This window comes from Mesorhizobium sp. B2-5-11 (genome assembly GCF_006440835.1).
Taxonomy (GTDB): Bacteria; Pseudomonadota; Alphaproteobacteria; order Rhizobiales; family Rhizobiaceae; genus Mesorhizobium.
Map to the genome: position 1 here is coordinate 55339 of NZ_VFUK01000005.1, position 20985 is coordinate 76323.

The window sequence follows — 20985 nt, forward strand, 5'->3', positions numbered from 1 at the left end:
ATGACGCTTTTCGTCTTCTTCGCGGTGCTTGCGGCGGCCGCCATGCACGCGATCTGGAATGCGCTGGTCAAGGTCCATCTCGACCGCTTCCTGTCGATCACCCTGATGACGCTTGGCATGGGATTTGCCGCGCTTTTCGCACTTCCCTTCGTCGAGGTGCCGAGGGCGGAAGTCTGGCTCTATATCATTGCCTCCGTCGTCTTCCACATGGGCTACCGGACCTTCCTGATCGGCGCTTACCAGGCCGGCGACTTCGCCCAGACCTATCCTCTGGCGCGCGGCACCGCGCCCTTGCTGGCGGCGCTTGGCGGTATGTTCGTGGTCGCCGAAGTGCCGGCGCCGCTCGCCATTCTGGGTATTCTTTTGCTGTCGGCCGGCACGCTGGTGATGTCGTTTCGCGGCGGCGCGCATCTGGAACGATTGAACCTGCGCGCGGTGGGCTTTGCGCTGGGGACCTCGATCTTCATCGCCAGCTACACACTGTCCGACGGCAGCGGGGCGCGGCTGGCGGCCACGGCGCAGAGCTATGCCGCCTGGCTGTTCGTGTGCGATGCGCTTGGAGCGCTGGTGCTGTGCCTGATCTTCCGTGGACCGCGGGCCTTGCCGGTGCTGGCGCGGGACTGGAAAGCGGGGCTGTTCACCGGCGTGCTGAGCGGCGCTGCCTACTGGATCGTCATGTGGGCGATGACCAAGGCGCCGATCGCCTCGGTGGCATCGCTGCGCGAGACCTCCATCCTGTTCGCCATGGTGATCTCGGTGTTCGCGCTCGGCGAGAAGATGACAGGCTGGCGCGGCGCCGCCGCGCTCAGCATCGTCGCCGGCGTCGTGGCGCTCAGACTCGGCTGACGTCGTGGTCCAGCACGGTCATCACCTGGCCGCGCCGTTCCGGACTGAAGCGGATGACGATGATGATGCAGACGGCGACCACGCCGGCGAATAGCGCCAACGCGTAGCCATAGCTGCCTCCGGGAGCCTCGGCTATGCCCGCCTGATAGGGACCGCCATAGGAGGCTGCGAGATTGCCGGCCTGGTAGATGAAGCCGGGCAGGGTCGCGCGCACCGCGCCGGGCGAGAGCTCGTTGAGGTGCACCGGAATGACGCCCCAGGCGCCCTGGACCGCGACCTGCATGACGAAGGCGCCGATGGCCAGCATGAAGGGCGTCGAGCTGTAGGCCCATAGCGGGATGGACGGCAAGGCAATCAGGCAGGCGAGCGTGATCGCATTGACGCGGCCGATCTTCTCGGACAGCGCGCCGAACGCCAGACCGCCGACGATGGCGCCAATGTTGGCGACGATGGTGATCCAGCTCACCGTGTGCGGGTCGAAACCATGCTGCTTCTTCAGGAATGTCGGGTAGAGATCCTGCGTGCCGTGGCTGAAGAAGTTGAAGAACATCATCAGCACGACCGCATAGAGGGCGACGCCCCAGTGCTTTTGCAGTGTCTCCAGCATGCCGGGCCTTGCGGTCTTCCGCGCCTCGACGAAGGCCGGCGATTCCGGAACATGTGAGCGGATGAAAAGGACGATCAGGGCCGGGATGAAACTGAGCAGGAACATGGCGCGCCAGCCGATCGTGTAGCCGCCGATCGTCTGGTGATAGAGCAGGCCATAGACGACCGCCGCTAGGAGGTAGCCGGCCGGATAGCCGCATTGCAGGATGCCCGAGACCATGCCGCGGGCGCTGGGCGGGATGGATTCCATGGCAAGCGAGGAGCCAAGTCCCCATTCGCCGCCCATGGCGATGCCGAACAGTGCGCGCAGCGCCAGGAATATGCCGAGATTGGGCGAGAAGGCGGCCAAAGCGCCGATCACGGAATAACTGACGATGTTGAGCATCAGGATGGGCTTGCGCCCGAATTTGTCTGCCAACGTGCCGAAGAAGAACGCGCCAATGAAGCGCGTCGCAAGGGTCAGGAAAAGCGCCTTTGACACCGCCGGGACGTCGGTCTGGAATTCAGACGCAATGTCGGTGAGCAGGAATGTCAGAAGGAAGAAATCGAAAGCGTCGAGCGTCCAGCCCAGGAATGAGGCAAGGACGGTTTTCTTCTGCTGCGAATTGAGCTTCAAGGCGTTCCTCCTGATGTCGAGGAACGTTATCGCGTCGAGGCGGACAATCGTCAGTCACTTTTCAGAGAACTTGGTCACGTTTGCGTAGGGGGTCACCGAGTCCACAGCCGCATTCATTGGACACCCGCCGGCCGAAGCCGACGGGCTATCAGCCCAGCAGGTGGTTCCAACTGACGCGAGGCACCTGGAGGCCAAGGTTGCGAGTCGAGACATCAGTGGCAATGCGGTCAGCAACCTTCCGTCGTCGTTTCCATCTGGCCAGGGCCGCGGACTTGGCGCTGGTATCCTGCTGACCGGGAGCTGACTCCTTGGCGCTGCCTGTCTGTTGGCCCGGTGCGCAATCCTTAGCGGAGTTGGTCGACTTGGTCGTGGTCGAGTCCGTGTTCTGATCCGTCGGCATCGTTGTCGTCGTGGAGGAGGAGCCGCTCGACGTCGTATTGGTCGATTGCGCCAGGGCAAGGCCGCCGGAAAGAATCATTACGGCGGAAGCGAGAAGAAGTCGTTTCATCATTCACTCCTGGTGAGTATCCCTTCGGCCGCATAACAAGGGAGTCGGCGAACGCTTCCGTGGAGTATCTGGCGCCGTCGCCGTGGCATCAGCGTGCCGGTTGTGGTGCGTCGATGACGACATACGGCCCGGCCCGGAACAAAGAAAAGCGCCGTTAGTTTCACCCGCAGGGCACTCAAACAGAAGGACGAGCATGATGAAAATGGCTTTGGTAATCGCGCTTGCGGTGTCGTTTTCTGCGGGCTCTGCAATCGCGGCATGTCCGGACAAGTCGGCTGCCAACACGGGCGCCGACCCCCAACAGACTGCCGGTATTTCGAAAGATGGTACCCACGCGCCCTTGGAAACTCCGAAGGCCAAGGATAGTGCCGGCAAACCGGCCGCCAAGGATGGCAGCACAATGCCGTTGGCGGGGGCGGAAGGCGGCGGTGACAAGAATCTCGCAACATCGCAGCAGGATATCGAGGCGCAGCAGCATGGCGGCAAGACCGCGGCGGCAAAGGCCGACGACAGCTGCAATGACTGACGACGGAACAGGGCCGGAGCGGTTGTTGGCTCCGGCCTTTTCATCAAGTCTACAGAAGAGCCGGCCGGACGGAGCCAGCGGGGCCTCGACGGACCGCGAGTGTTTGCCTTCGGCAGGTAGAGCTATGCCTTGGACGAGGCGGCCTCAGAGTTCCGCGTCGTTCGATGGCCGAAGGGGAAGAGGGAGCCAAACGAAGAGCACTCCTCCGCGGCCAGGGCTATGATCATTTCATCGATTCTCTCAACCGTTTCTCTGCTCACGTGATCATCGCCATGAAGGCACTGACGCGCGCGCTTCAGGTGTCGTCGTGCGGCCTCGAAATCGCTGCCCATCCGTTCCTCCCGCTTAGAGAGACTCCAGATTTGAACAGTTCACTCCTTTAAGAAAGTCACCCGAAAGAGCGATTCGGTCGGCAATTGGAGGTAGATGCCCAAAACGCAGAAACCCCGCCCCGCGAGCGCAAACGGGGCTATTGAGCCGACGGAGGGCGGAGGGAAGCGTGCCGGCTAACTTCTCACGGCGCTGGTTGTTCCGTTCGGCTTTTTTCTTGACCCCGCCATATCGGGCGTAACACACAAGCTGTCACGGATCGGCCGCATCGGAATACTCAAGGGCACCATTCAGGAGCTCAGTGGGCGTTTTGTGCCGTTCTGTGCCAATCGGCACAAGAGACTAAGTCTTTGAAAGGATGGTGGGCGTGACAGGGATTGAACCTGTGACCCCTGCAATGTCAATGCAGTGCTCTCCCGCTGAGCTACACGCCCATCCGAAGCCGCGCATACACCATTTTTGATCCGGCGCGTCAATAGCAGGAAAGGGGAAAGAAGGCTCCGTTTTGCCGCACCGGCCGATAGTCGCCGATGCCTTGGGCAAAAACGGCTCAGGCCGCCTGCAGCATCTTCTCGACCTCGTTGACGAGGTCGCGCAGATGGAACGGCTTCGACAGCACCTTGGCGTCTTTCGGCGCCTTGGAATCCGGGTTCAGCGCAACGGCGGCGAAACCGGTGATGAACATGACCTTGAGGTCGGGATCGATCTCGGTGGCGCGGCGGGCCAGCTCGATGCCGTCCATCTCCGGCATGACGATATCGGTCAAAAGCAGCGAGAACGGTTCCTCGCGCAGCCGCTCATAGGCACTGGCGCCGTTGTCGAAGTCGCTGACCTGGTAACCGGCGCGCTCCAGCGCCTTGACGAGGAAGCGACGCATATCGTCGTCGTCTTCCGCCAGAAGAATGCGTGCCATGATATCCCGTCCGAATCACCCGCCCGAACTCTGCCGAAAAGCAGGGCCGTTAACCATCCTGTATATGAGGAGGCGAGGGTAAACATCAAGTGAACGAGGCGCAGCATAATCCGCATTCGGAAAGGCGGTGCCGGCGCTGAAATGCTGGACATGCGGCCCTCAAGGTGGCACTTTCATCCTATGATGCATTGGTGTTTTCGGGTTCGTTCAAATTGAAGACGGCAGCCGAGGATTTTTCGGTCGTTCCCCCCTTCGAAATCCGGTCGGGCGCCGAGCAGCGCGTCCCCTTCCTCTTCAACTCACCCCACAGCGGGCGCCATTATCCGGAGCGCTTCCTCGCCATGGCAAGGCTGGACCGCAACGCCATTCGCCGGTCCGAGGACTGCTATGTCGACGAGCTGTTCGGCGGCGCGGTGGCGCTTGGCGCGCCGATGCTCGCGGCTAATTTCCCGCGTGCCTATCTCGACGTCAACCGCGAGCCGTGGGAACTCGATCCGCGCATGTTCGCCGAGCCGGTGCCATCCTTCTGCAACATCCGTTCCGCGCGCGTGGCCGGCGGGCTCGGCACCGTTCCGAAGCTGGTCGGTGAAGGCCTCGACATCTACTCCGGTCGCCTGCCGCTGGCCGAAGCGGTTGCCCGCATAGAGGCCGTCTACAAACCCTATCATGAGACGCTGAAACGGCTGTTGACGCGAACCCACGCGCGTTTCGGCTTTGCCGTGCTGATCGACTGTCACTCCATGCCGGCGAGCATCCGCGTCGGAGACAGCGGCCTGCGGCCCGATTTCATCATCGGCGACCGCTTCGGCATCTCAGCCACCGCGGCATTGACCGAGACCGCGATCGGCCTGCTCAACGCCATGGGCTATACCGTCGCCCACAACAAGCCCTATGCCGGCGGCTTCATCACCGAACACTACGGTCGCCCGGCGCGCCATCTCCATGCGCTGCAGATCGAGGTCAATCGCGGGCTCTACATGAATGAGCGCACATTCGAGAAAGCGGCCGGTTTCGATGCGCTGACCGACGACCTGGCGCGATTTTCGGCCGACCTGATGGCCATGCCCGACCACCATTTCATGGATCTGCCGCTGGCCGCGGAGTGAATAGATCCTGGTTTCATTAGATGGCGCCATCCTCAACCGCCGCATAGTCTTGGGCGACATGGATCGGGATTGGCGGGGATTGGAACTGGCGGCGAAAAAAAGACCGCATCGTTCGCACGATACGGTCGAAGTCTAGGGAGGAAACGCCCAAGGAGGGCATGGACAGGAAACCCTGTCCGAGATCAAGGGTATGGTGCGCTGCACAAATGTCAAGCGACCTACCGGCTTTTTTAATTCAGAGTGATGTGGAAATTGCGCTTCGGTGGCGCCGGCGTGTTATTCTGGCAACAGTCGGCGCGGCGAAAAATCCTGGAACACCCTTGTCTTGGCGCGGAACTGGCGGCACACGTGGGCTCGGCCATGCTGCAATGCGGGAGAATCAGTTGGACATCAGCATCGATTTCATGCGCCGCATCGCGCAAGCCGCGGCGGCGGAAACCTTGCCGCGCTTCCGCAGCCAGGGTGCGGTCGCCAACAAGGAAAAGGGCAGCTTCGATCCGGTCACCGAAGCCGATCGCGAAGCCGAGCGCGCCATCCGGGCGCTGATATCGGCGCAATATCCGGACCATGGCATTCTCGGCGAGGAACACGGAAGCGAGAATATTTCCAGCAGGCATGTCTGGGTAATCGATCCGATCGACGGCACGCGCGCTTTCATCTCCGGCCTGCCGGTGTGGGGGACGCTGGTCGGATTGACGGTGGAGGGCGATGCCGTTGCCGGATTGATGTCGCAGCCCTTCACCGGCGAGCTCTTCTACGCCAACGCCTCCGGCTCCCATTATGAGGGGCCGGGCGGGCCGCGCAAACTGGTCACACGCAAGACGACGAGCCTTGCTGAAGCAACGCTGTTCACCACGACGCCGGCGCTGTTCCAGGGCGAGGCACGCCTGCGCTATGACCAGTTCGAGAAGCAGGTACAACTCGCCCGCTATGGCACCGATTGCTATGCCTTCGCCATGGTCGCCGCGGGAAGCGTCGACATCGTCGCTGATCCCGGACTGAAGCCCTATGACATCGTGGCGCTGATCCCCATCATCGAGAAGGCGGGCGGCGTGGTCACTACCTTCGACGGCGGGCCGGCCGAGAATGGCGGCGACGTATTGGCGGCGGCGACGCCCGAACTCCATGCGGCGGCGATGGCGGCCCTGCGCGGCTGAGCATCCGTTTCGCCGCGATGCGCTTTAGGCGTCCGAGAGACGCAGGCCCCATAGAATGAGCGCGAAAGCGATGAGGCCGGTCGGCGCGGACGAATAGGCGATGGCTTTGATCGCGTACTCCTGAAAGGCGCTTCCGTGCGCGGCTCCTGCCGCTAGCGGCATCGTCTCGTTGCCGGCTCCCCAGAGGCTGGCCATCACATAGGCTGCCAGGATGGCCAAGGCTGAATAGATCAGGAACCAGAACGCAATCCGCGACATCGCGACGCCGAGATTAAGCCTGGACCAGACGAGACCCAAAACCAGCAGCAGGACGCCTTGCAAGGCACCGAGCGTGTGAACCGACAATCCGAGCCGCGGTGCGGCGAGGTATGGGATGGCGAACCCTTCGACTGACGAAAACAGCAGGAGGGCGATGCCGAGCTGCAGCAGGCGATGCCCCTGGCGTGGCAGCGTGTCCGATGCGTTCATGGCCGCTCCTCCCGATCCGTCGACTGACCTCTGCGGACGGTAACTAGCGCTCGGGCCCCGAACGGGAACTGGCGTCAAGTTGCCTCCGGTTGAGCAGGAGGCAGGCGTAGCCGTTAGAATTGCCGAGGCGTCGGCGCGATCATCGTCCGACATTGATCGCGCAAGACGCGGGCGCTGGGAACGGGCGTTGTCAGCGGATAGCGAGCGACCTGGGGACCAACCGGATCATGGAGTTTTCGCCAAGCATGAGCCGGAACCGGCGCCGGCTCGGCAATACGCGCCATCAGGCCGTTGGGTCGTCGCTGCCGGGAATGAAAGCGTCGAAGGCGGCAAGGAATTGCTCGCGGTAGATGTCGGCCTCCTGCAGGATCTCGTGACGCGCGCCGTCGATCATGAGCAGCGAGCCGAGGCGCAGACGCCTGGCATAGGCTTCCACGGCCTTGGTCGAGACGACCTGATCGGCACCGGCGGCGATGACCAGCAGGGGGACCCGGATGCGGGCCATGAATTCGGGATCGCTTACCGCTTCCGCGGCTTCGGCAGCCGCTCTCAGCCAGCGGATCGTCGGGCCGCCAAGCGCCAGTTGCGGGTGATCCTCGTAGATCTTGGTGTTGCGGCGGTAGCGTTCCGGATCCGTCGTTACCTTGTTGGTGTCGAAGGGAGCGGTAACCTTCGGCCGCGGCCCCCAGGCGGCGTAAAGCCGGCCAAGGCCCAGGGCACAAAACAGCGAACAGACGCGGCGGACCGTCCGGATCGAGACCGGCAGGTCGGGCAAGGTGAAGAACGGCGCGATCAGCACCATGCGCCGCACGCGGTTGACCATGGAGGGCGAAGCAAGCAGCGTGATCACGGCGCCGGCCGAATGGGCTAGAATGTAGTACGGCCCGCGGCAGTCCGGCAGCACGATCTCCTCGAAGAACTGTTCAAGGTCGGCCGTGTGGTCGCGGAAGGACCTGATATAGCCGCGCTGGCGATCGCGGATCAGCCGGTCGGAGCCGCCTTGGCCGCGCCAGTCAAGCGTGGCGACGCCAAAACCGCGCGCCGCAAGATCGCGAATGGTTTCGAAATATTTCTCGATGCACTCGTTGCGGCCGGACAGCAGCACCACGGTGCCCTTCATCGGGCGGGCGACCGCGGCGAACAGGCCATAGCGTATCTTCTTGCCGTCGCGTGCCGTAAAAAAGCCGCCGGTGGCGTTTTGCGGTCGCGGGTTGCCCTCAGTTTCATGAAAAAGGGGAATTTCGTGAAAAAGGAGATCCGTCATTCGGCGCTTCGTGCTCGGCGTCTCGCATGCCTGCCTGTCGTGGCCGGCCTCGCCAAGGTTGATAGCCGTCCATGGGCCAAAAGCAAAGGAATTCCGGGAGGCGTCGGATCGGCAACAGGGAAGGCCGGAAGCCGCTATGAGCGCGCTTCCGGCCCCTGTCGATCCGGGAGGAAGGGACGTTGCACCCGGTTCGGCCTCGTCGCGGCGCCCGGTCCATGCAAATCCGGCGCCGCTTGTCCTTGATGTCGAGAGCAGTCTAGCGGCGGCTGTCTGAACGCGCGCAAAAGCGCCGGTTCATCTGCCGTTCATCCTCGATTTTTGCCGGGAGGCAAAATCTTGAAATGGCTTTGCCCGCTCCCCAAATGTGGATTGCGGCCGCCAATGTCGGGGCCGCTGGTCAAACCGGAACGCCGCTCACGGGTTTCGCACCGGCCAAACGCAAACCTTGTTGCTCAACAGGAGAACACACCATGCGTCACGTTGATTTTTCCCCGCTCTATCGCTCGACCGTCGGCTTCGACCGTCTCTTCACCATGCTTGATTCCCTTGCGCAGCCCGATGGCGCGCAGACCTATCCGCCCTACAACATCGAGCGCACCGGTGAGGATGCCTACCGCATCTCGATGGCTGTCGCCGGCTTCTCGGACGAGGAGATCTCGATCGAGGCCCACCGCAATGTGCTGACCGTGAAAGGCGAGCGCAAGGATGAGGGCACGGGCGAGGGTTCCGAACTGCTCTATCGCGGCATTGCCTCCAGGGCCTTCGAGCGCCGCTTCCAGCTTGCCGACCACGTCGAGGTCGTGGGCGCCACGCTGAAGAACGGCCTGCTCTTCGTCGACCTGAAGCGCAACATCCCCGAGGAACTGAAGCCGCGCAAGATCGCGATCACTTCGGCTCCGGCCAAGGCCAAGCAGATCGAGGCCAAGACCGCTGCGTAATCCCTAAGTCTCCTCCCGAGACGGAAGCGGCGCCGAAAGGCGCCGCTTCTTTTTTATTTGCCGAGAACAGCAATTATCCTGCGATCAACTGGCCAAAGCGGTCGACTTCCTCTGACGTCGTCGCAAAACTGGTGACGAAGCGATAGAGCAATTCGTCCTCGCCGATATGGCCTTCGAAGCCATGCGGCTTGTGCCAGCCGTAGAAAACAGCACCCGCCGCCTGCAGCCTGTCGGCTTCGGCTTTTTTCATCACCGCGAAAACCTCGTTCGCTTGCGGCAGCCAAGCCAGTTTCGCCGTCTGGGAATCCTCGATCGCCGCGGCAAGGCGGGCAGCCATGGCATTGGCGTGCCTGGCGGTGTCGAGCCACAGGCCGTCGCGGAAATAAGCCTCGAACTGTGCCGCGATAAAGCGCGATTTGGAAAACAGCTGGGCTGCGCGCTTGCGCAGGAAGGCCAATTCCCGGGCACGCTCGAGATCGAACAGCACGATCGCCTCGGCGCACCAGCAGCCGTTCTTGGTGCCGCCGAAAGACAGTATGTCGACGCCACTTTTCCAGGTCATTTCGGCGGGCGTCGTGTCGAGCGCGACCAGTGCATTGGCAAAGCGGGCGCCGTCCATATGCAATGGCACGGAATGTTGCCGCGCGATGGCCGAGATCGCGGCGATGTCATGCAGGCCGTAGACCGTGCCGACCTCCGTCGACTGGGTGATCGAGACCGCCATCGGCCGGCCCCAATGGACCACCTCGCCGGCGAAACGGCCGATCGCCGTTTCCAGATTGTGCGGATCGATCCGGCCCAGCGCGCCATCGACGGCATGCAGCCGCGAGCCGCCAGAGAAATATTCCGGTGCGCCGCACTCATCTTCGATGACATGCGATTCGCGATGAGCGAAGGAAATGCCGCCGGGCTTGTTGTAGGCGGTCAGCGCCAGCGAATTGGCGGCGGTGCCGGTGGCCACGAAGAACACCGCAACCTCGCGTTCGAAGATTTCGCTGAAGCGCTGGCAGACGGCCTGGTCGAGCGCGCCATCGCCATAGGCAGTGGAAAAGCCGCCGGCGTGGGCCGAGAGACCGGAGGCGATGTTGGGGTGGGCGCCTGCCCAATTGTCGGAAGCGAAGAACATGCATCTGCCTGTGCTGGGAAAATCGCTGCAACCTTGACCGGTTTCATGGCTGGCTCGCAAGGGCCAGACGCCAGAAAACGGGTAAAGCCAGCGAACTGCCGAAAACCGGCAGGGATGGAAGCTTGCGTTTAGCGGGTATTTCACGAAACTTTGTGTCGCGGAACGCCGAAGTTTTTTGTGAATCGGTCTTGTATGCGCCCGGCTTTTCTGCCATAAAAATTTAGGACAGTAGTGCTGTCTTATTTTGTCGCGCAAAACAGGCTGGATTGGCGTATTCTAAGCCTCTCCGGCTTTTGCCGCGAGCGACAGGTGGACGGCCGTGCTCTGGCCTGTACGATACCGGATGCGAACCGCGCGGCGAGCCGCATGGTTCGACAAGGATTTCGCAAGACGTGCCGTAAGGATGAAGGGGAAGCAATGCGCTTCCCGAGGCAAACCAGCGCCCGCAAGGACGCGGAATGGAGGACAGGACGATGACGGAATTGACGCACGCTGCGACGAACGGCAAGGCCGCGCAGACGAAAGCGGCAGCCGTCAAAACCCTGGCCAATACCCGCCGCACCGGTTTGACCGCCCAGGGCCTTTACGATCCGCGCAACGAGCACGATGCCTGCGGTGTCGGCTTCATCGTCAACATGAAGGGCGCGAAGTCGCACACGATCGTCGAGGACGGGCTTTCCATGCTCGAAAACCTGACGCATCGCGGCGCCGTCGGCGCCGATCCGCTGATGGGCGACGGCGCGGGCGTGCTGGTGCAGATTCCCGACGGCTTCTTCCGCGAGGAGATGGCCGCGCAGGGCGTCGAGCTGCCGCCGGCGGGGCAGTATGGCGTCGGCCATTGGTTCATGCCGCAGGATGCCGCGCTGCGCGCCCATGTCGAGGACATCATTGCCGAATCGGCGCAGTCCGAGGGGCTGCCGCTGCTCGGCTTCCGTGACGTGCCGGTCGACAATTCGTCGCTCTCCAAGGCCCCGGATATCGTGGCATCCGAGCCGTTCCACCGGCAGGTCTTCATCGGACGCACGGCCGACATTCCCGACGACGAGGAGTACGAGGCCAGGCTCTATCTGCTGCGCAAGGTCATATCGGGCCGCATCTACGCCGAGAACGACAACAAGGACATCGGCGCCTACTGCGTGTCGCTGTCGGCGCGCACCATCGTCTACAAGGGCATGTTCCTGGCCTATCAGGTCGGAGCCTATTACAAGGACCTGTCCGATCCGCGCTTCGAAACGGCGCTGATCCTGGTCCACCAGCGCTTCTCCACCAACACCTTCCCCTCGTGGAAGCTGGCGCATCCCTATCGCATGGTCGCGCACAATGGCGAGATCAACACCGTGCGCGGCAACAACAACTGGATGGCGGCGCGCCAGGCGTCGGTGGATTCGGAGCTGTTCGGCAACAACATCTCCAAGCTCTGGCCGATCTCCTATGAGGGCCAGTCCGACACCGCATGTTTCGACAATGCGCTCGAGTTCCTGTTCCAGGGCGGATACAGCCTCAGCCACGCCATGATGATGCTGATCCCGGAAGCCTGGGCCGGCAACAAGCTCATGGACGCCGACCGCAAGGCCTTCTACGAATACCACGCGGCGCTGATGGAGCCGTGGGACGGGCCCGCCGCGGTCGCCTTCACCGACGGGCGCCAGATCGGCGCCACGCTCGACCGCAACGGCTTGCGGCCAGCGCGCTACATCGTCACCGACGACGACCGGGTCATCATGGCGTCGGAGGCCGGCGCGCTGCCTGTGCCGGAGGAAAAGATCGTCCAGAAGTGGCGGCTGCAGCCCGGCCGCATGCTCTTGATCGATCTTGCCAAGGGCCGCATCGTTTCCGACGAGGAGATCAAGTCGGAGATCGCCACCAGGCATCCCTACAAGACCTGGCTCGCCAATACGCAGCTCATCCTGGAGGACCTGAAGCCGGTCGAGCCGCGCGCGCTGCGCAAGGATGTCAGCCTGCTCGACCGCCAGCAGGCGTTCGGCTACACCCAGGAAGACACCAAGCTCTTGATGTCGCCGATGGCCACCACAGGCCAGGAAGCCGTCGGTTCGATGGGCACCGACACGCCGATCTCGGCAATGTCGGACAGATCGAAGCTGCTCTACACCTATTTTAAGCAGAACTTCGCCCAGGTCACCAATCCGCCGATCGATCCGATCCGCGAGGAACTGGTGATGAGCCTGGTGTCCTTCATCGGCCCGCGGCCCAACATTTTCGACCTGGTCGGCAGTTCGCGCCGCAAGCGGCTGGAAGTGCGCCAGCCGATCCTGACCAATGGCGATCTCGAAAAGATCCGCTCCATCGGCCACACCGAGGATCGGTTCGACACCAAGACGATCGACATCACCTATGCCTCGATCGAGGGCGCGGCCGGCATGCAGGGCGCCATCGATCGGCTGTGCGAGCGGGCGGAAGCGGCGGTCGCCGGCGGCTACAACATCATCATTCTGTCCGACCGCCAGCTCGGGCCGGACCGCATCGCCATTCCCGCGCTTCTGGCCACGGCCGCGGTGCATCATCATCTGATCCGCAAGGGGCTGCGTACTTCGGTCGGGCTCGTCGTGGAATCCGGCGAGCCGCGCGAAGTGCATCATTTCTGCTGCCTCGCCGGTTACGGCGCCGAAGCGATCAATCCCTATCTCGCCTTCGACACGCTGCTCGACATGCACAAGCGCGGCGAACTGCCTGAAGAGGTCGACGCCTACGAAGTCGTGTCGCGCTACATCAAGTCCATCGGCAAGGGCATCCTCAAGGTGATGTCGAAGATGGGCATCTCGACCTACCAGTCCTATTGCGGCGCGCAGATCTTCGACGCGATCGGGCTGAAGACCGATTTCGTGGAGAAGTATTTCACCGGCACCGCCACGCTGATCGAAGGCGTCGGGCTGGACGAGATCGCCGAGGAGACGTTCAGGCGTCATACGGATGGTTTCGGCAACGATCCGGTGCTGCGCAACAGCCTGGATGTCGGCGGCGAATACCTGTTCCGCATGCGCGGCGAGGCGCATATGTGGTCGCCCGACGCGGTCGCCACCTTGCAGCATGCCGTGCGTCAGGGGTCTTGGGAGACCTTCAAGGAGTATTCCGCGCAGATCGACAGCGAGACGGCGCGCGCGCAGACCATTCGTGGCCTGTTCAAGATCAAGCTGGCGGAAGATACCGGCCGCAAGAAGGTCCGTCTCGACGACGTCATGCCGGCGGCCGAGATCGTCAAGCGTTTCTCGACCGGCGCGATGTCGTTCGGCTCGATCTCCAGGGAAGCGCATACGACGCTGGCGCGCGCCATGAACGCCATCGGCGGCAAGTCGAACACTGGCGAGGGCGGCGAAGAGGCAGACCGCTATCTGCCGCTGCCCGGCGGCGGCAAGAACCCCGAACGTTCGGCGATCAAGCAGATCGCTTCCGGACGGTTCGGCGTGACGACCGAATATCTCGTCAACTCCGACGTCATGCAGATCAAGGTGGCGCAAGGCGCCAAGCCCGGCGAGGGCGGCCAGTTGCCCGGCCACAAGGTCGACGCCACCATCGCCAAGGTCCGGCACTCGACGCCCGGCGTCGGCCTGATCTCGCCGCCGCCGCATCACGACATCTATTCGATCGAGGATCTGGCGCAGCTGATCTACGATCTGAAGAACGTCAACCCGGCGGCCGACATTTCGGTCAAGCTGGTGTCGGAGGTCGGGGTCGGCACGGTCGCGGCGGGCGTCGCCAAGGCGCGCGCCGACCACATCACCATCTCGGGCTACGATGGCGGCACGGGTGCCTCGCCGCTGACGTCGCTCAAGCATGCCGGCAGCCCGTGGGAGATGGGCCTTGCCGAGACGCACCAGACGCTGGTGCTCAACGGTCTCAGGTCGCGCGTGGCGCTGCAGGTCGATGGCGGATTGCGCACGGGCCGCGACGTCATCATCGGCGCGCTGCTCGGCGCCGACGAGTTCGGCTTCTCGACCGCGCCGCTGATCGCGGCCGGCTGCATCATGATGCGCAAATGCCATCTCAACACCTGCCCGGTTGGCGTGGCGACGCAGGATCCGGTGCTGCGCAAGCGCTTCAAGGGCACGCCCGAGCACGTCATCAACTTCTTCTTCTATGTCGCTGAAGAGGTGCGCGGACTGCTTGCCGAAATGGGCTTCACCCATATCGACCAGATCATCGGCGACGCCGATCTCCTGGAAAAGCGCGACGTGATCCAGCATTGGAAGGCGCGCGGGCTCGACTTCTCGAAGATGTTCTACAAGCCCGATGCGCCACATGAGGCGGTGCACTGGACCGAGCGGCAGAAGCACCCGATCGACGACGTGCTCGACCGCAAGCTGATCGAGCTGGCCAAGCCGGCGCTGGAGGCCAAGCAGCCGGTCAAGATCGAGGTCGACATCCGCAATGTCGATCGTTCGGCGGGCGCCATGCTGTCGGGCGAGGTCGCCAAGCGCTTCAAGCACAAGGGCCTGCGCGAGGATACGATCCAGGTGAAGCTGACCGGGACCGCCGGCCAGTCCTTCGGCGCCTTCCTGGCGCGCGGCATCTCCTTCGAGCTGGTCGGCGCCGGCAACGACTATGTCGGCAAGGGCCTGTCGGGCGGCCGCATCGTCATCCGGCCGCCGGATGAAGCCAAGATCGTCGCGGCCGAGTCCATCATCGTCGGCAACACGGTGCTCTATGGCGCTACCGAAGGCGAGGCTTATTTTGCCGGTGTCGCCGGCGAGCGCTTCGCGGTGCGCAACTCGGGCGTCGTCACCGTCGTCGAGGGCGTCGGCGACCATGGCTGCGAATACATGACCGGTGGCATCGTCGTCGTCATCGGCAAGACCGGCCGCAACTTCGCCGCCGGCATGTCGGGCGGCGTTGCCTATGTGCTGGACGAGGCGGGCGATTTCGCCGAGCGCTGCAACATGGCCATGGTCGAGCTGGAGCCGGTGCCGGAAGAAGACGACCTGATGGAAAAGCTGCTGCATCATGGCGGCGACCTCGACCACAAGGGCCGCGTCGACGTCTCGGGTGACATGACCAGCCATGACGAGGAGCGGCTCTATCAGCTGATCTCGAACCACGTGCACTATACGGGTTCGGTGCGCGGCCGCGAGATCCTCGACAATTGGGCGGCGTTCCGGCCGAAATTCCGCAAGATCATGCCGGTCGAATACCGCCGCGCGCTGATCGAGATGGAACGCATGCGCATGAGCGTGGCGGCCGAATAGATCTTCGCAAAGGCCGGGAAGCCCAGGCTTCCCGGCTCCATGTCACTGATAATTTGACCTCTCGCGGAAGGTTGCCACGGCTGCCTGAAGAGGTTAACGGGTGCGGCGAAAACCGCACCATCTGGACAGCAGGAACTGGACTATGGGCAAGGTAACAGGCTTTCTCGAGATCGACCGGCAGGTGCACAAGTACCAGCCGGCCTCCGACCGCATCCGGCATTTCCGCGAGTTTACGCTGCCGATGTCGGACAAGGAGGTCGAGAAACAGGCCGCGCGCTGCATGGACTGCGGCATCCCGTTCTGTCACGGGCCGACCGGCTGCCCGATCCACAACCAGATCCCGGACTGGAACGACCTCGTCTATAACAGGGACTGGGACAATGCGATCCGCAACCTGCATTCGACCAACAATTTCCCCGAATTCACCGGCCGCATCTGCCCCGCGCCTTGCGAGGAAGCCTGCACGCTGAACCTCGAGGACATTCCGGTGGCCATCAAGACGGTCGAGCAGGCGATCGCCGACAAGGCCTACGAGACCGGCCATATCAGGCCCTATCCGCCGGAGAGGAAGACGGGCAAGCGCGTCGCCGTCATCGGCTCCGGCCCGGCCGGCATGGCCGCCGCCCAGCAGCTCGGCCGCGCCGGCCATGATGTCCATGTCTACGAACGCGAAAGCCGGCCAGGCGGGCTGATGCGCTATGGCATTCCCGACTTCAAGATCGAGAAGCACTATATCGATCGCCGCATCGAGCAGATGCAGGGCGAAGGCGTGACCTTCCATTGCGGCGTCAATGTCGGCATCGACAAGCCCGTGGCCGAACTGCTCGCCGAGCACGACGCGGTGCTCTATTGCGGCGGATCCGAGACCCCGCGTGCGGCCAACATCCCCGGTGACGATCTCGGCGGCGTCTATGACGCGATGCCTTACCTGGTGCAGCAGAACCGGCGTGTCGGCGGCGAGCCGATCCAGTCGGTGGCGTGGCCGTCGCACCCGATCATCGCCAGCGGCCAGCATGTCGTCGTCGTCGGCGGCGGCGATACCGCTTCCGACTGCGTCGGCACCGCCTTCCGCCAAGGCGCCGTGCGCGTCACGCAGCTCGACATCCGTCCGCAGCCGCCGGAGAAGGAAGACAAGCTCGCCGTCTGGCCCTACTGGGCGACCAAGATGCGCACCTCCTCCTCGCAGGCCGAGGGCGCCGAGCGCGAATTCCAGGTGGCGACACTCGAATTCATCGGCGAGGAAGGCCAGCTGACCGGTGTCAAATGCTGCGAGGTCGACGACAAGCGCCGACCGATCGTCGGCACCGAGTTCGTCATCCGCGCCGATCTCGCCTTCATCGCCATCGGCTTTGCCGGGCCGGCCATGGCCGGCGTGGTGTCTGAACTGGAAGGTGAGATGAAGATCGTCACCGACAGCCGGCGCTCCCGCAATGTCGAGGCCAATGACCGCGACTACCGGACCAGCGTCGACAGGCTCTATGCCGCGGGTGACGTGCGTCGGGGCCAGTCGCTGGTGGTCTGGGCGATCCGCGAGGGTCGGCAGGCGGCGCGTTCGATCGACGAGGCATTGATGGGTTCGAGCGTCCTGCCCCGCTGAGCCCGTTTGGAAACTCTACTGCTGCGGCCATAAGGCGTTTTCTGCGCTTCCGGTGCTCCCGTACCCAAAAAGTACGCTCGCTCCGGTTCTTGAAAACGCCATCCTATGGCTCGCAGCAGCGAGTTCCGAAAACCGGTTTCGGCCCTCCGCGCTGCTAAGGAGTGATGGCCGTCGTCGTGCCAGCCGCGGCGGCCGCGGCTGCCGGATTTGTCTTCGGCGGCCAGGCGAAATCGTCGGCGCGGCCGGGCGAAGCCACCGGCGCCTTGCCCTCGACCACCAGTTTTTCGCCGGGCAGGCCCGGGTTGGCCTTCGCGGGCGGTCCGGCGCCGAGCAGTTCCGTGCCGCCGTCGAGCGCCGGATCGCTGAGCAGCATCGGCGCGGTGCGGTCAATGACGATGGGAGCGGCGGCCGGCGCCGGCGCCTCGACCGGCGCGCCGGCAGGAGCAGCGGTCGGGGCGACGCTTCCCGGCGCGGCCAGGCCCAGGACCTTCATCAACGGCTTTTCGGTATAGAAGGCGAGCTTGCGCTTGCCGGCCTTCGACATGTTGATGCCGTCATCGGAGCGCAGCCGCACGGGCTGGCCGTTGATGTCGGGGCCACTGGTGACGAAGGCGCCGTTCTCGTCGACGAATCCATCCCAGATATCGACGAATTCGCCGCCATGGCTTTCGGCCGCCTGACGGTAGATGTCGTTGAAGGCGAGCATGTCGGATGTCATCTTCGAAACCCTGAACGCCGGCATGCCGACCCACAGGAAAGGCACCTTAGCCGTGGCGATGGCCTTGCCGAACGCTTCGGTGCGACGTTCGTATTCCTTGGTCCAGGTCTCGGAACGGGGCTGCTCGCGCACATCCCCCACCTTCATCGGCTGGCGGTCGTTGGAACCCAGCATCACGACCACGGCGGCGGGCTTTTCGGTCTCTATCAACGATTTGATCTGTTCCGGCCAATTGTAGAAATCATCGCGCACGAAGCCCGACGAGCCATTGGAGCGAACGACGATCCTGACGCCGGTATTCTCGGCAAAGGCGGTATCTAGACCTTCGGCGAGCCCGGCCGCCATGAAATCGCCGACCACCAGGACGACCCGGGCGTCCGGCGCCTTCTCGGCGATCGGGATTTCCGGTTCCGCGGGCGGACGCGGGGCACGCGGCTTTTTTGCCTTCGGCCTGGGCCTTGGTTTCTGGATGTCCAGCGGCGGCTCGATCCGCTCGCTGCGGCGCGGGAACAGAAGGTCACGCAATGACCAGCCGCGGCTTTGCTGCTCCTGCGCCATGGCGGGGGCATGGAAGGCGCCTGCCATGGCGACGGCGAGCACGGCGACGGCCAGGAACAGCACCAGCATGCGGGGAATGAAGGTCCCGATGCGCGCAGCCCAAGCCAATCGTTCCTCCTCAGTTCATGACAGGCCCTATTTTTGCCTGAGCCATTTGAGCACTTCCATGCTCGGATAGCCGTCCTGGGTCAAGCCGACCTTTGCCTGATAGGCCATGATGGCCGACTTCGACCCGTCGCCGATCTTGCCGTCGAATTTGCCATCATAAAGGCCGTGCTGGGAAAGCCGCTTCTGCAATTCCTGCCTTTCCTCGAACGTCAGCTTGGTGAAAGGCCGTTTCCAGTCCTGTACGAGGCCGGTGGAACCGGCGATCTCGTCGGCAAGAAGGCCAACGGCAAGCGCGTATTTGTCGGCATTGTTGTAAGCCTTGATGACCGAGAAATTCCTGATCATCAGGAAGGCGGGACCGCCGCGGCCATCCGGTACTTTCAACGTCGCCTTGTCGCTGAGGTTCCTGAACGGCTTGCCGCTCGCCCTGACCACGCCGAGCGCCTGCCATTGCGCCAGCGTCCTGGAGCCTGCAGGCAGCTTGCCGGCCGGCAAGGCCACCTCGTAGCCCCAGGTCTTGCCGGCCTGCCAGCCATTCTTCTTGAGCAGATTGGCTGATGTCGCCAAGGCATCGGGAATGGAATTCCAGATGTCGCGCTTGCCGTTGCCGTCCATGTCCACCGCATAGTGCTGGTAGCTGGTCGGGATGAACTGGGTCTGGCCCATGGCGCCCGCCCAGGAGCCCATGAGGTGGCTCTCGTCGATGTCGCCGGTCTGGAGGATCTTCAGTGCGGCGACCAGTTGCGTGCGGGCATATTTCGACCGCTTCTGATCGCCATAGGCCAGGGTCGCCAGCGAGCGGACGACATTGCGCATGATGTCGTCGCGCTTGAGGATCTCGCCATAGTTGGATTCCATCGACCAGATGGCCAGCAGGACGTTGCGGTCAACGCCGAACCTCGCCTCGATCCTGTCCAGCCACGGCTTCCATTTCCTGGCCATCTGCTGGCCGACCGCGACCGACTGGTCGTGGACGCGGTTGTCGAAATAATCCCAGGCGGGTGCGGTGAATTCCGGCTGGGTTCGGGCTTTTTCCAGCACCACCGGATCGGGTTCGTCGATGCCCCTGAAGGCGCGGTCATAGACGGCGCCGGAAACGCCCCCCTGCACCGCGGTGGCGCGGAAGCCGGCGACCCATTGCCGGAAGCCGGCATCGGCGAAGGCCGGCCCGGCAGGCATCAGCATGGCGAGCGAGAGGCTGGCGGCCGTCATGACGCTGGTGAAACGCTTTGCGGCATTGCGAACGGACATCTTTTCCTCCTTCTCCGTCTTGGGAAAGACCATTCATCGCCGAACCAGGTTAGGAATTGGTTTACCATAGGCCGCCCCTGGAACGAAAAGGCGCCTCGATGCTTCTACCGGTGCAAGTTTCCCTTCATTCGCCCGATAATCCTCAATTCCGGCGTGAAAATGTCGCGGCGCGGGATTGCGGAGCCGGCCTGCAAACGGATAATTGAAGGCATGAAGAGAGTTCGCAAGGCAGTTTTCCCGGTCGCAGGTCTCGGCACGCGGTTTCTCCCGGCCACCAAGGCCGTCCCCAAGGAAATGCTTACCGTGGTCGACCGGCCCGTCATCCAATACGTGGTGGACGAGGCGCGCGAGGCAGGCATCGAGCATTTCATCTTCGTCACCGGGCGCAACAAGGCGGTCATCGAGGATCATTTCGATATCCAGTTCGAGCTCTATGACACGCTCGCCCAGCGCGGCAAGGACGACCAGCTCGCCAGGCTGCAGCGGCTGCAGCCCGGGCCGGGACAGACCAGCTTCACTCGCCAGCAGGTGCCGCTCGGACTTGGCCATGCCGTCTGGTGCGCGCGCGAACTGGTCGGCGACGAGCCGTTCGCGCTCTTGTTGCCCGACATGATCATGCAGTCGGAAAAGAGCTGCATGAGGGACATGGTCGACCTCTATGCCGAGACCGGCAACAACATTATCGCGGTTCAGGAATGCGATCCCGCCGAGACCCATAAGTACGGCATTGTCGGCCGGGGCGAAGCCACCCATCATGGCTTCCGCATCACCGAGATGGTGGAAAAGCCGAAGACCGGCACCGCGCCCTCCAATCTCTACATCAATGGCCGCTACATATTGCAGCCCGAGATTTTCAAAATCCTCGAAGGCCAGGAGAAGGGCGCCGGAAACGAGATCCAGCTCACGGACGCAATGCTGAAGCTGGAGAAGCAGCAGCCCTTCTACGGCTACCACTTTCAGGGCCGCACCTTCGATTGCGGATCGCCGGAAGGGTTCGTCGAGGCCAATGTGGCCTTCGCGCTCTGGCGCAACGACATGAACCAGAGCATGGCCGGCGTTATCCGCAGGCTTCTCGACGAGATGGCGCCTTCGGAGGACGTTGTGGCGGCGCTTTAAGGGAGGCGCTGTCTGGCCGATGTCTCGGATGCGGC

At 63.3% G+C, this 20985-nt stretch carries 16 protein-coding genes and 1 tRNA gene; 8 read left to right on the forward strand and 9 right to left on the reverse strand.

All coding sequences use genetic code 11. The features are described 5' to 3' along the window. Positions 1–846: an EamA family transporter gene (locus FJ490_RS16895; RefSeq protein ID WP_140496297.1), complete on the forward strand. Its 846-nt coding sequence runs from the start codon at positions 1–3 to the stop codon at positions 844–846. Here FJ490_RS16895 and FJ490_RS16900 read toward each other — a convergent pair. Continuing rightward, positions 833–2068, reverse strand: coding sequence for an MFS transporter (locus FJ490_RS16900; protein ID WP_140513694.1), 1236 nt, complete (start codon positions 2066–2068; stop codon positions 833–835). The two genes, FJ490_RS16895 and FJ490_RS16900, sit on opposite strands and share 14 nt — an antisense overlap. 148 nt (positions 2069–2216) lie before the next feature. Then, the gene (locus FJ490_RS16905; protein WP_140657337.1) at positions 2217–2576 is read right to left on the reverse strand and encodes a hypothetical protein; all 360 of its coding nucleotides are present in this window, start codon (positions 2574–2576) and stop codon (positions 2217–2219) included. A gap of 193 nt (positions 2577–2769) precedes the next feature. Here FJ490_RS16905 and FJ490_RS16910 point away from each other — a divergent pair, with 193 nt between their 5' ends. After that, positions 2770–3102, forward strand: a complete 333-nt coding sequence (locus tag FJ490_RS16910) for a hypothetical protein (protein WP_140729019.1) — start codon at positions 2770–2772, stop codon at positions 3100–3102. Positions 3103–3791: 689 nt separating this feature from the next. Here the strand turns inward: FJ490_RS16910 and FJ490_RS16920 are convergent. Continuing rightward, positions 3792–3866 (reverse strand) — tRNA-Val (locus FJ490_RS16920). Between the two features lie 116 nt (positions 3867–3982). After that, the gene (locus FJ490_RS16925) at positions 3983–4345 is read right to left on the reverse strand and encodes a response regulator (RefSeq protein ID WP_006199474.1); all 363 of its coding nucleotides are present in this window, start codon (positions 4343–4345) and stop codon (positions 3983–3985) included. 164 nt (positions 4346–4509) lie between these two features. Here FJ490_RS16925 and FJ490_RS16930 point away from each other — a divergent pair, with 164 nt between their 5' ends. After that, entirely contained in the window at positions 4510–5451 is a 942-nt protein-coding gene (locus FJ490_RS16930; protein ID WP_140729020.1) for an N-formylglutamate amidohydrolase, read from the forward strand. A gap of 383 nt (positions 5452–5834) precedes the next feature. Beyond that, entirely contained in the window at positions 5835–6608 is a 774-nt protein-coding gene (hisN, locus tag FJ490_RS16935; RefSeq protein WP_140729021.1) for a histidinol-phosphatase, read from the forward strand. A 24-nt stretch (positions 6609–6632) separates the two neighbouring features. Here hisN and FJ490_RS16940 read toward each other — a convergent pair whose 3' ends face one another. Together FJ490_RS16940 and FJ490_RS16945 are read right to left on the reverse strand one after the other, a co-directional pair. Beyond that, positions 6633–7076: a hypothetical protein gene (locus FJ490_RS16940; protein WP_140560301.1), complete on the reverse strand. Its 444-nt coding sequence runs from the start codon at positions 7074–7076 to the stop codon at positions 6633–6635. 283 nt (positions 7077–7359) lie between these two features. Then, complete coding sequence (locus FJ490_RS16945; RefSeq protein ID WP_140729022.1) at positions 7360–8340, reverse strand: alpha/beta hydrolase; 981 nt, start codon at positions 8338–8340, stop codon at positions 7360–7362. A 470-nt stretch (positions 8341–8810) separates the two neighbouring features. Here FJ490_RS16945 and FJ490_RS16950 point away from each other — a divergent pair, with 470 nt between their 5' ends. Continuing rightward, positions 8811–9278, forward strand: a complete 468-nt coding sequence (locus FJ490_RS16950; RefSeq protein WP_140496288.1) for an Hsp20 family protein — start codon at positions 8811–8813, stop codon at positions 9276–9278. 73 nt (positions 9279–9351) lie between these two features. Here the strand turns inward: FJ490_RS16950 and FJ490_RS16955 are convergent, their stop codons facing one another. Continuing rightward, the gene (locus FJ490_RS16955) at positions 9352–10404 is read right to left on the reverse strand and encodes a low specificity L-threonine aldolase (protein WP_140729023.1); all 1053 of its coding nucleotides are present in this window, start codon (positions 10402–10404) and stop codon (positions 9352–9354) included. Positions 10405–10877: 473 nt separating this feature from the next. On the opposite strand from FJ490_RS16955, the gene gltB reads away from it, so the two are divergent. Continuing rightward, the gene (gltB, locus tag FJ490_RS16960) at positions 10878–15602 is read left to right on the forward strand and encodes a glutamate synthase large subunit (RefSeq protein ID WP_140632493.1); all 4725 of its coding nucleotides are present in this window, start codon (positions 10878–10880) and stop codon (positions 15600–15602) included. 142 nt (positions 15603–15744) lie between these two features. Beyond that, positions 15745–17199, forward strand: coding sequence for a glutamate synthase subunit beta (locus tag FJ490_RS16965; RefSeq protein ID WP_140522407.1), 1455 nt, complete (start codon positions 15745–15747; stop codon positions 17197–17199). A 154-nt stretch (positions 17200–17353) separates the two neighbouring features. Here FJ490_RS16965 and FJ490_RS16970 read toward each other — a convergent pair whose 3' ends face one another. Both FJ490_RS16970 and FJ490_RS16975 read right to left on the reverse strand, forming a co-directional pair. Next, positions 17354–18583, reverse strand: a complete 1230-nt coding sequence (locus FJ490_RS16970; protein WP_140624327.1) for a DUF459 domain-containing protein — start codon at positions 18581–18583, stop codon at positions 17354–17356. Positions 18584–18610: 27 nt separating this feature from the next. After that, on the reverse strand, positions 18611–19834 hold the full coding sequence (locus tag FJ490_RS16975; protein ID WP_140496283.1) for a lytic murein transglycosylase: 1224 nt from the start codon (positions 19832–19834) through the stop codon (positions 18611–18613). A gap of 201 nt (positions 19835–20035) precedes the next feature. On the opposite strand from FJ490_RS16975, the gene galU reads away from it, so the two are divergent. Beyond that, positions 20036–20950, forward strand: coding sequence for a UTP--glucose-1-phosphate uridylyltransferase GalU (gene galU / locus FJ490_RS16980; RefSeq protein ID WP_181165245.1), 915 nt, complete (start codon positions 20036–20038; stop codon positions 20948–20950). Positions 20951–20985 lie beyond the last annotated feature (35 nt).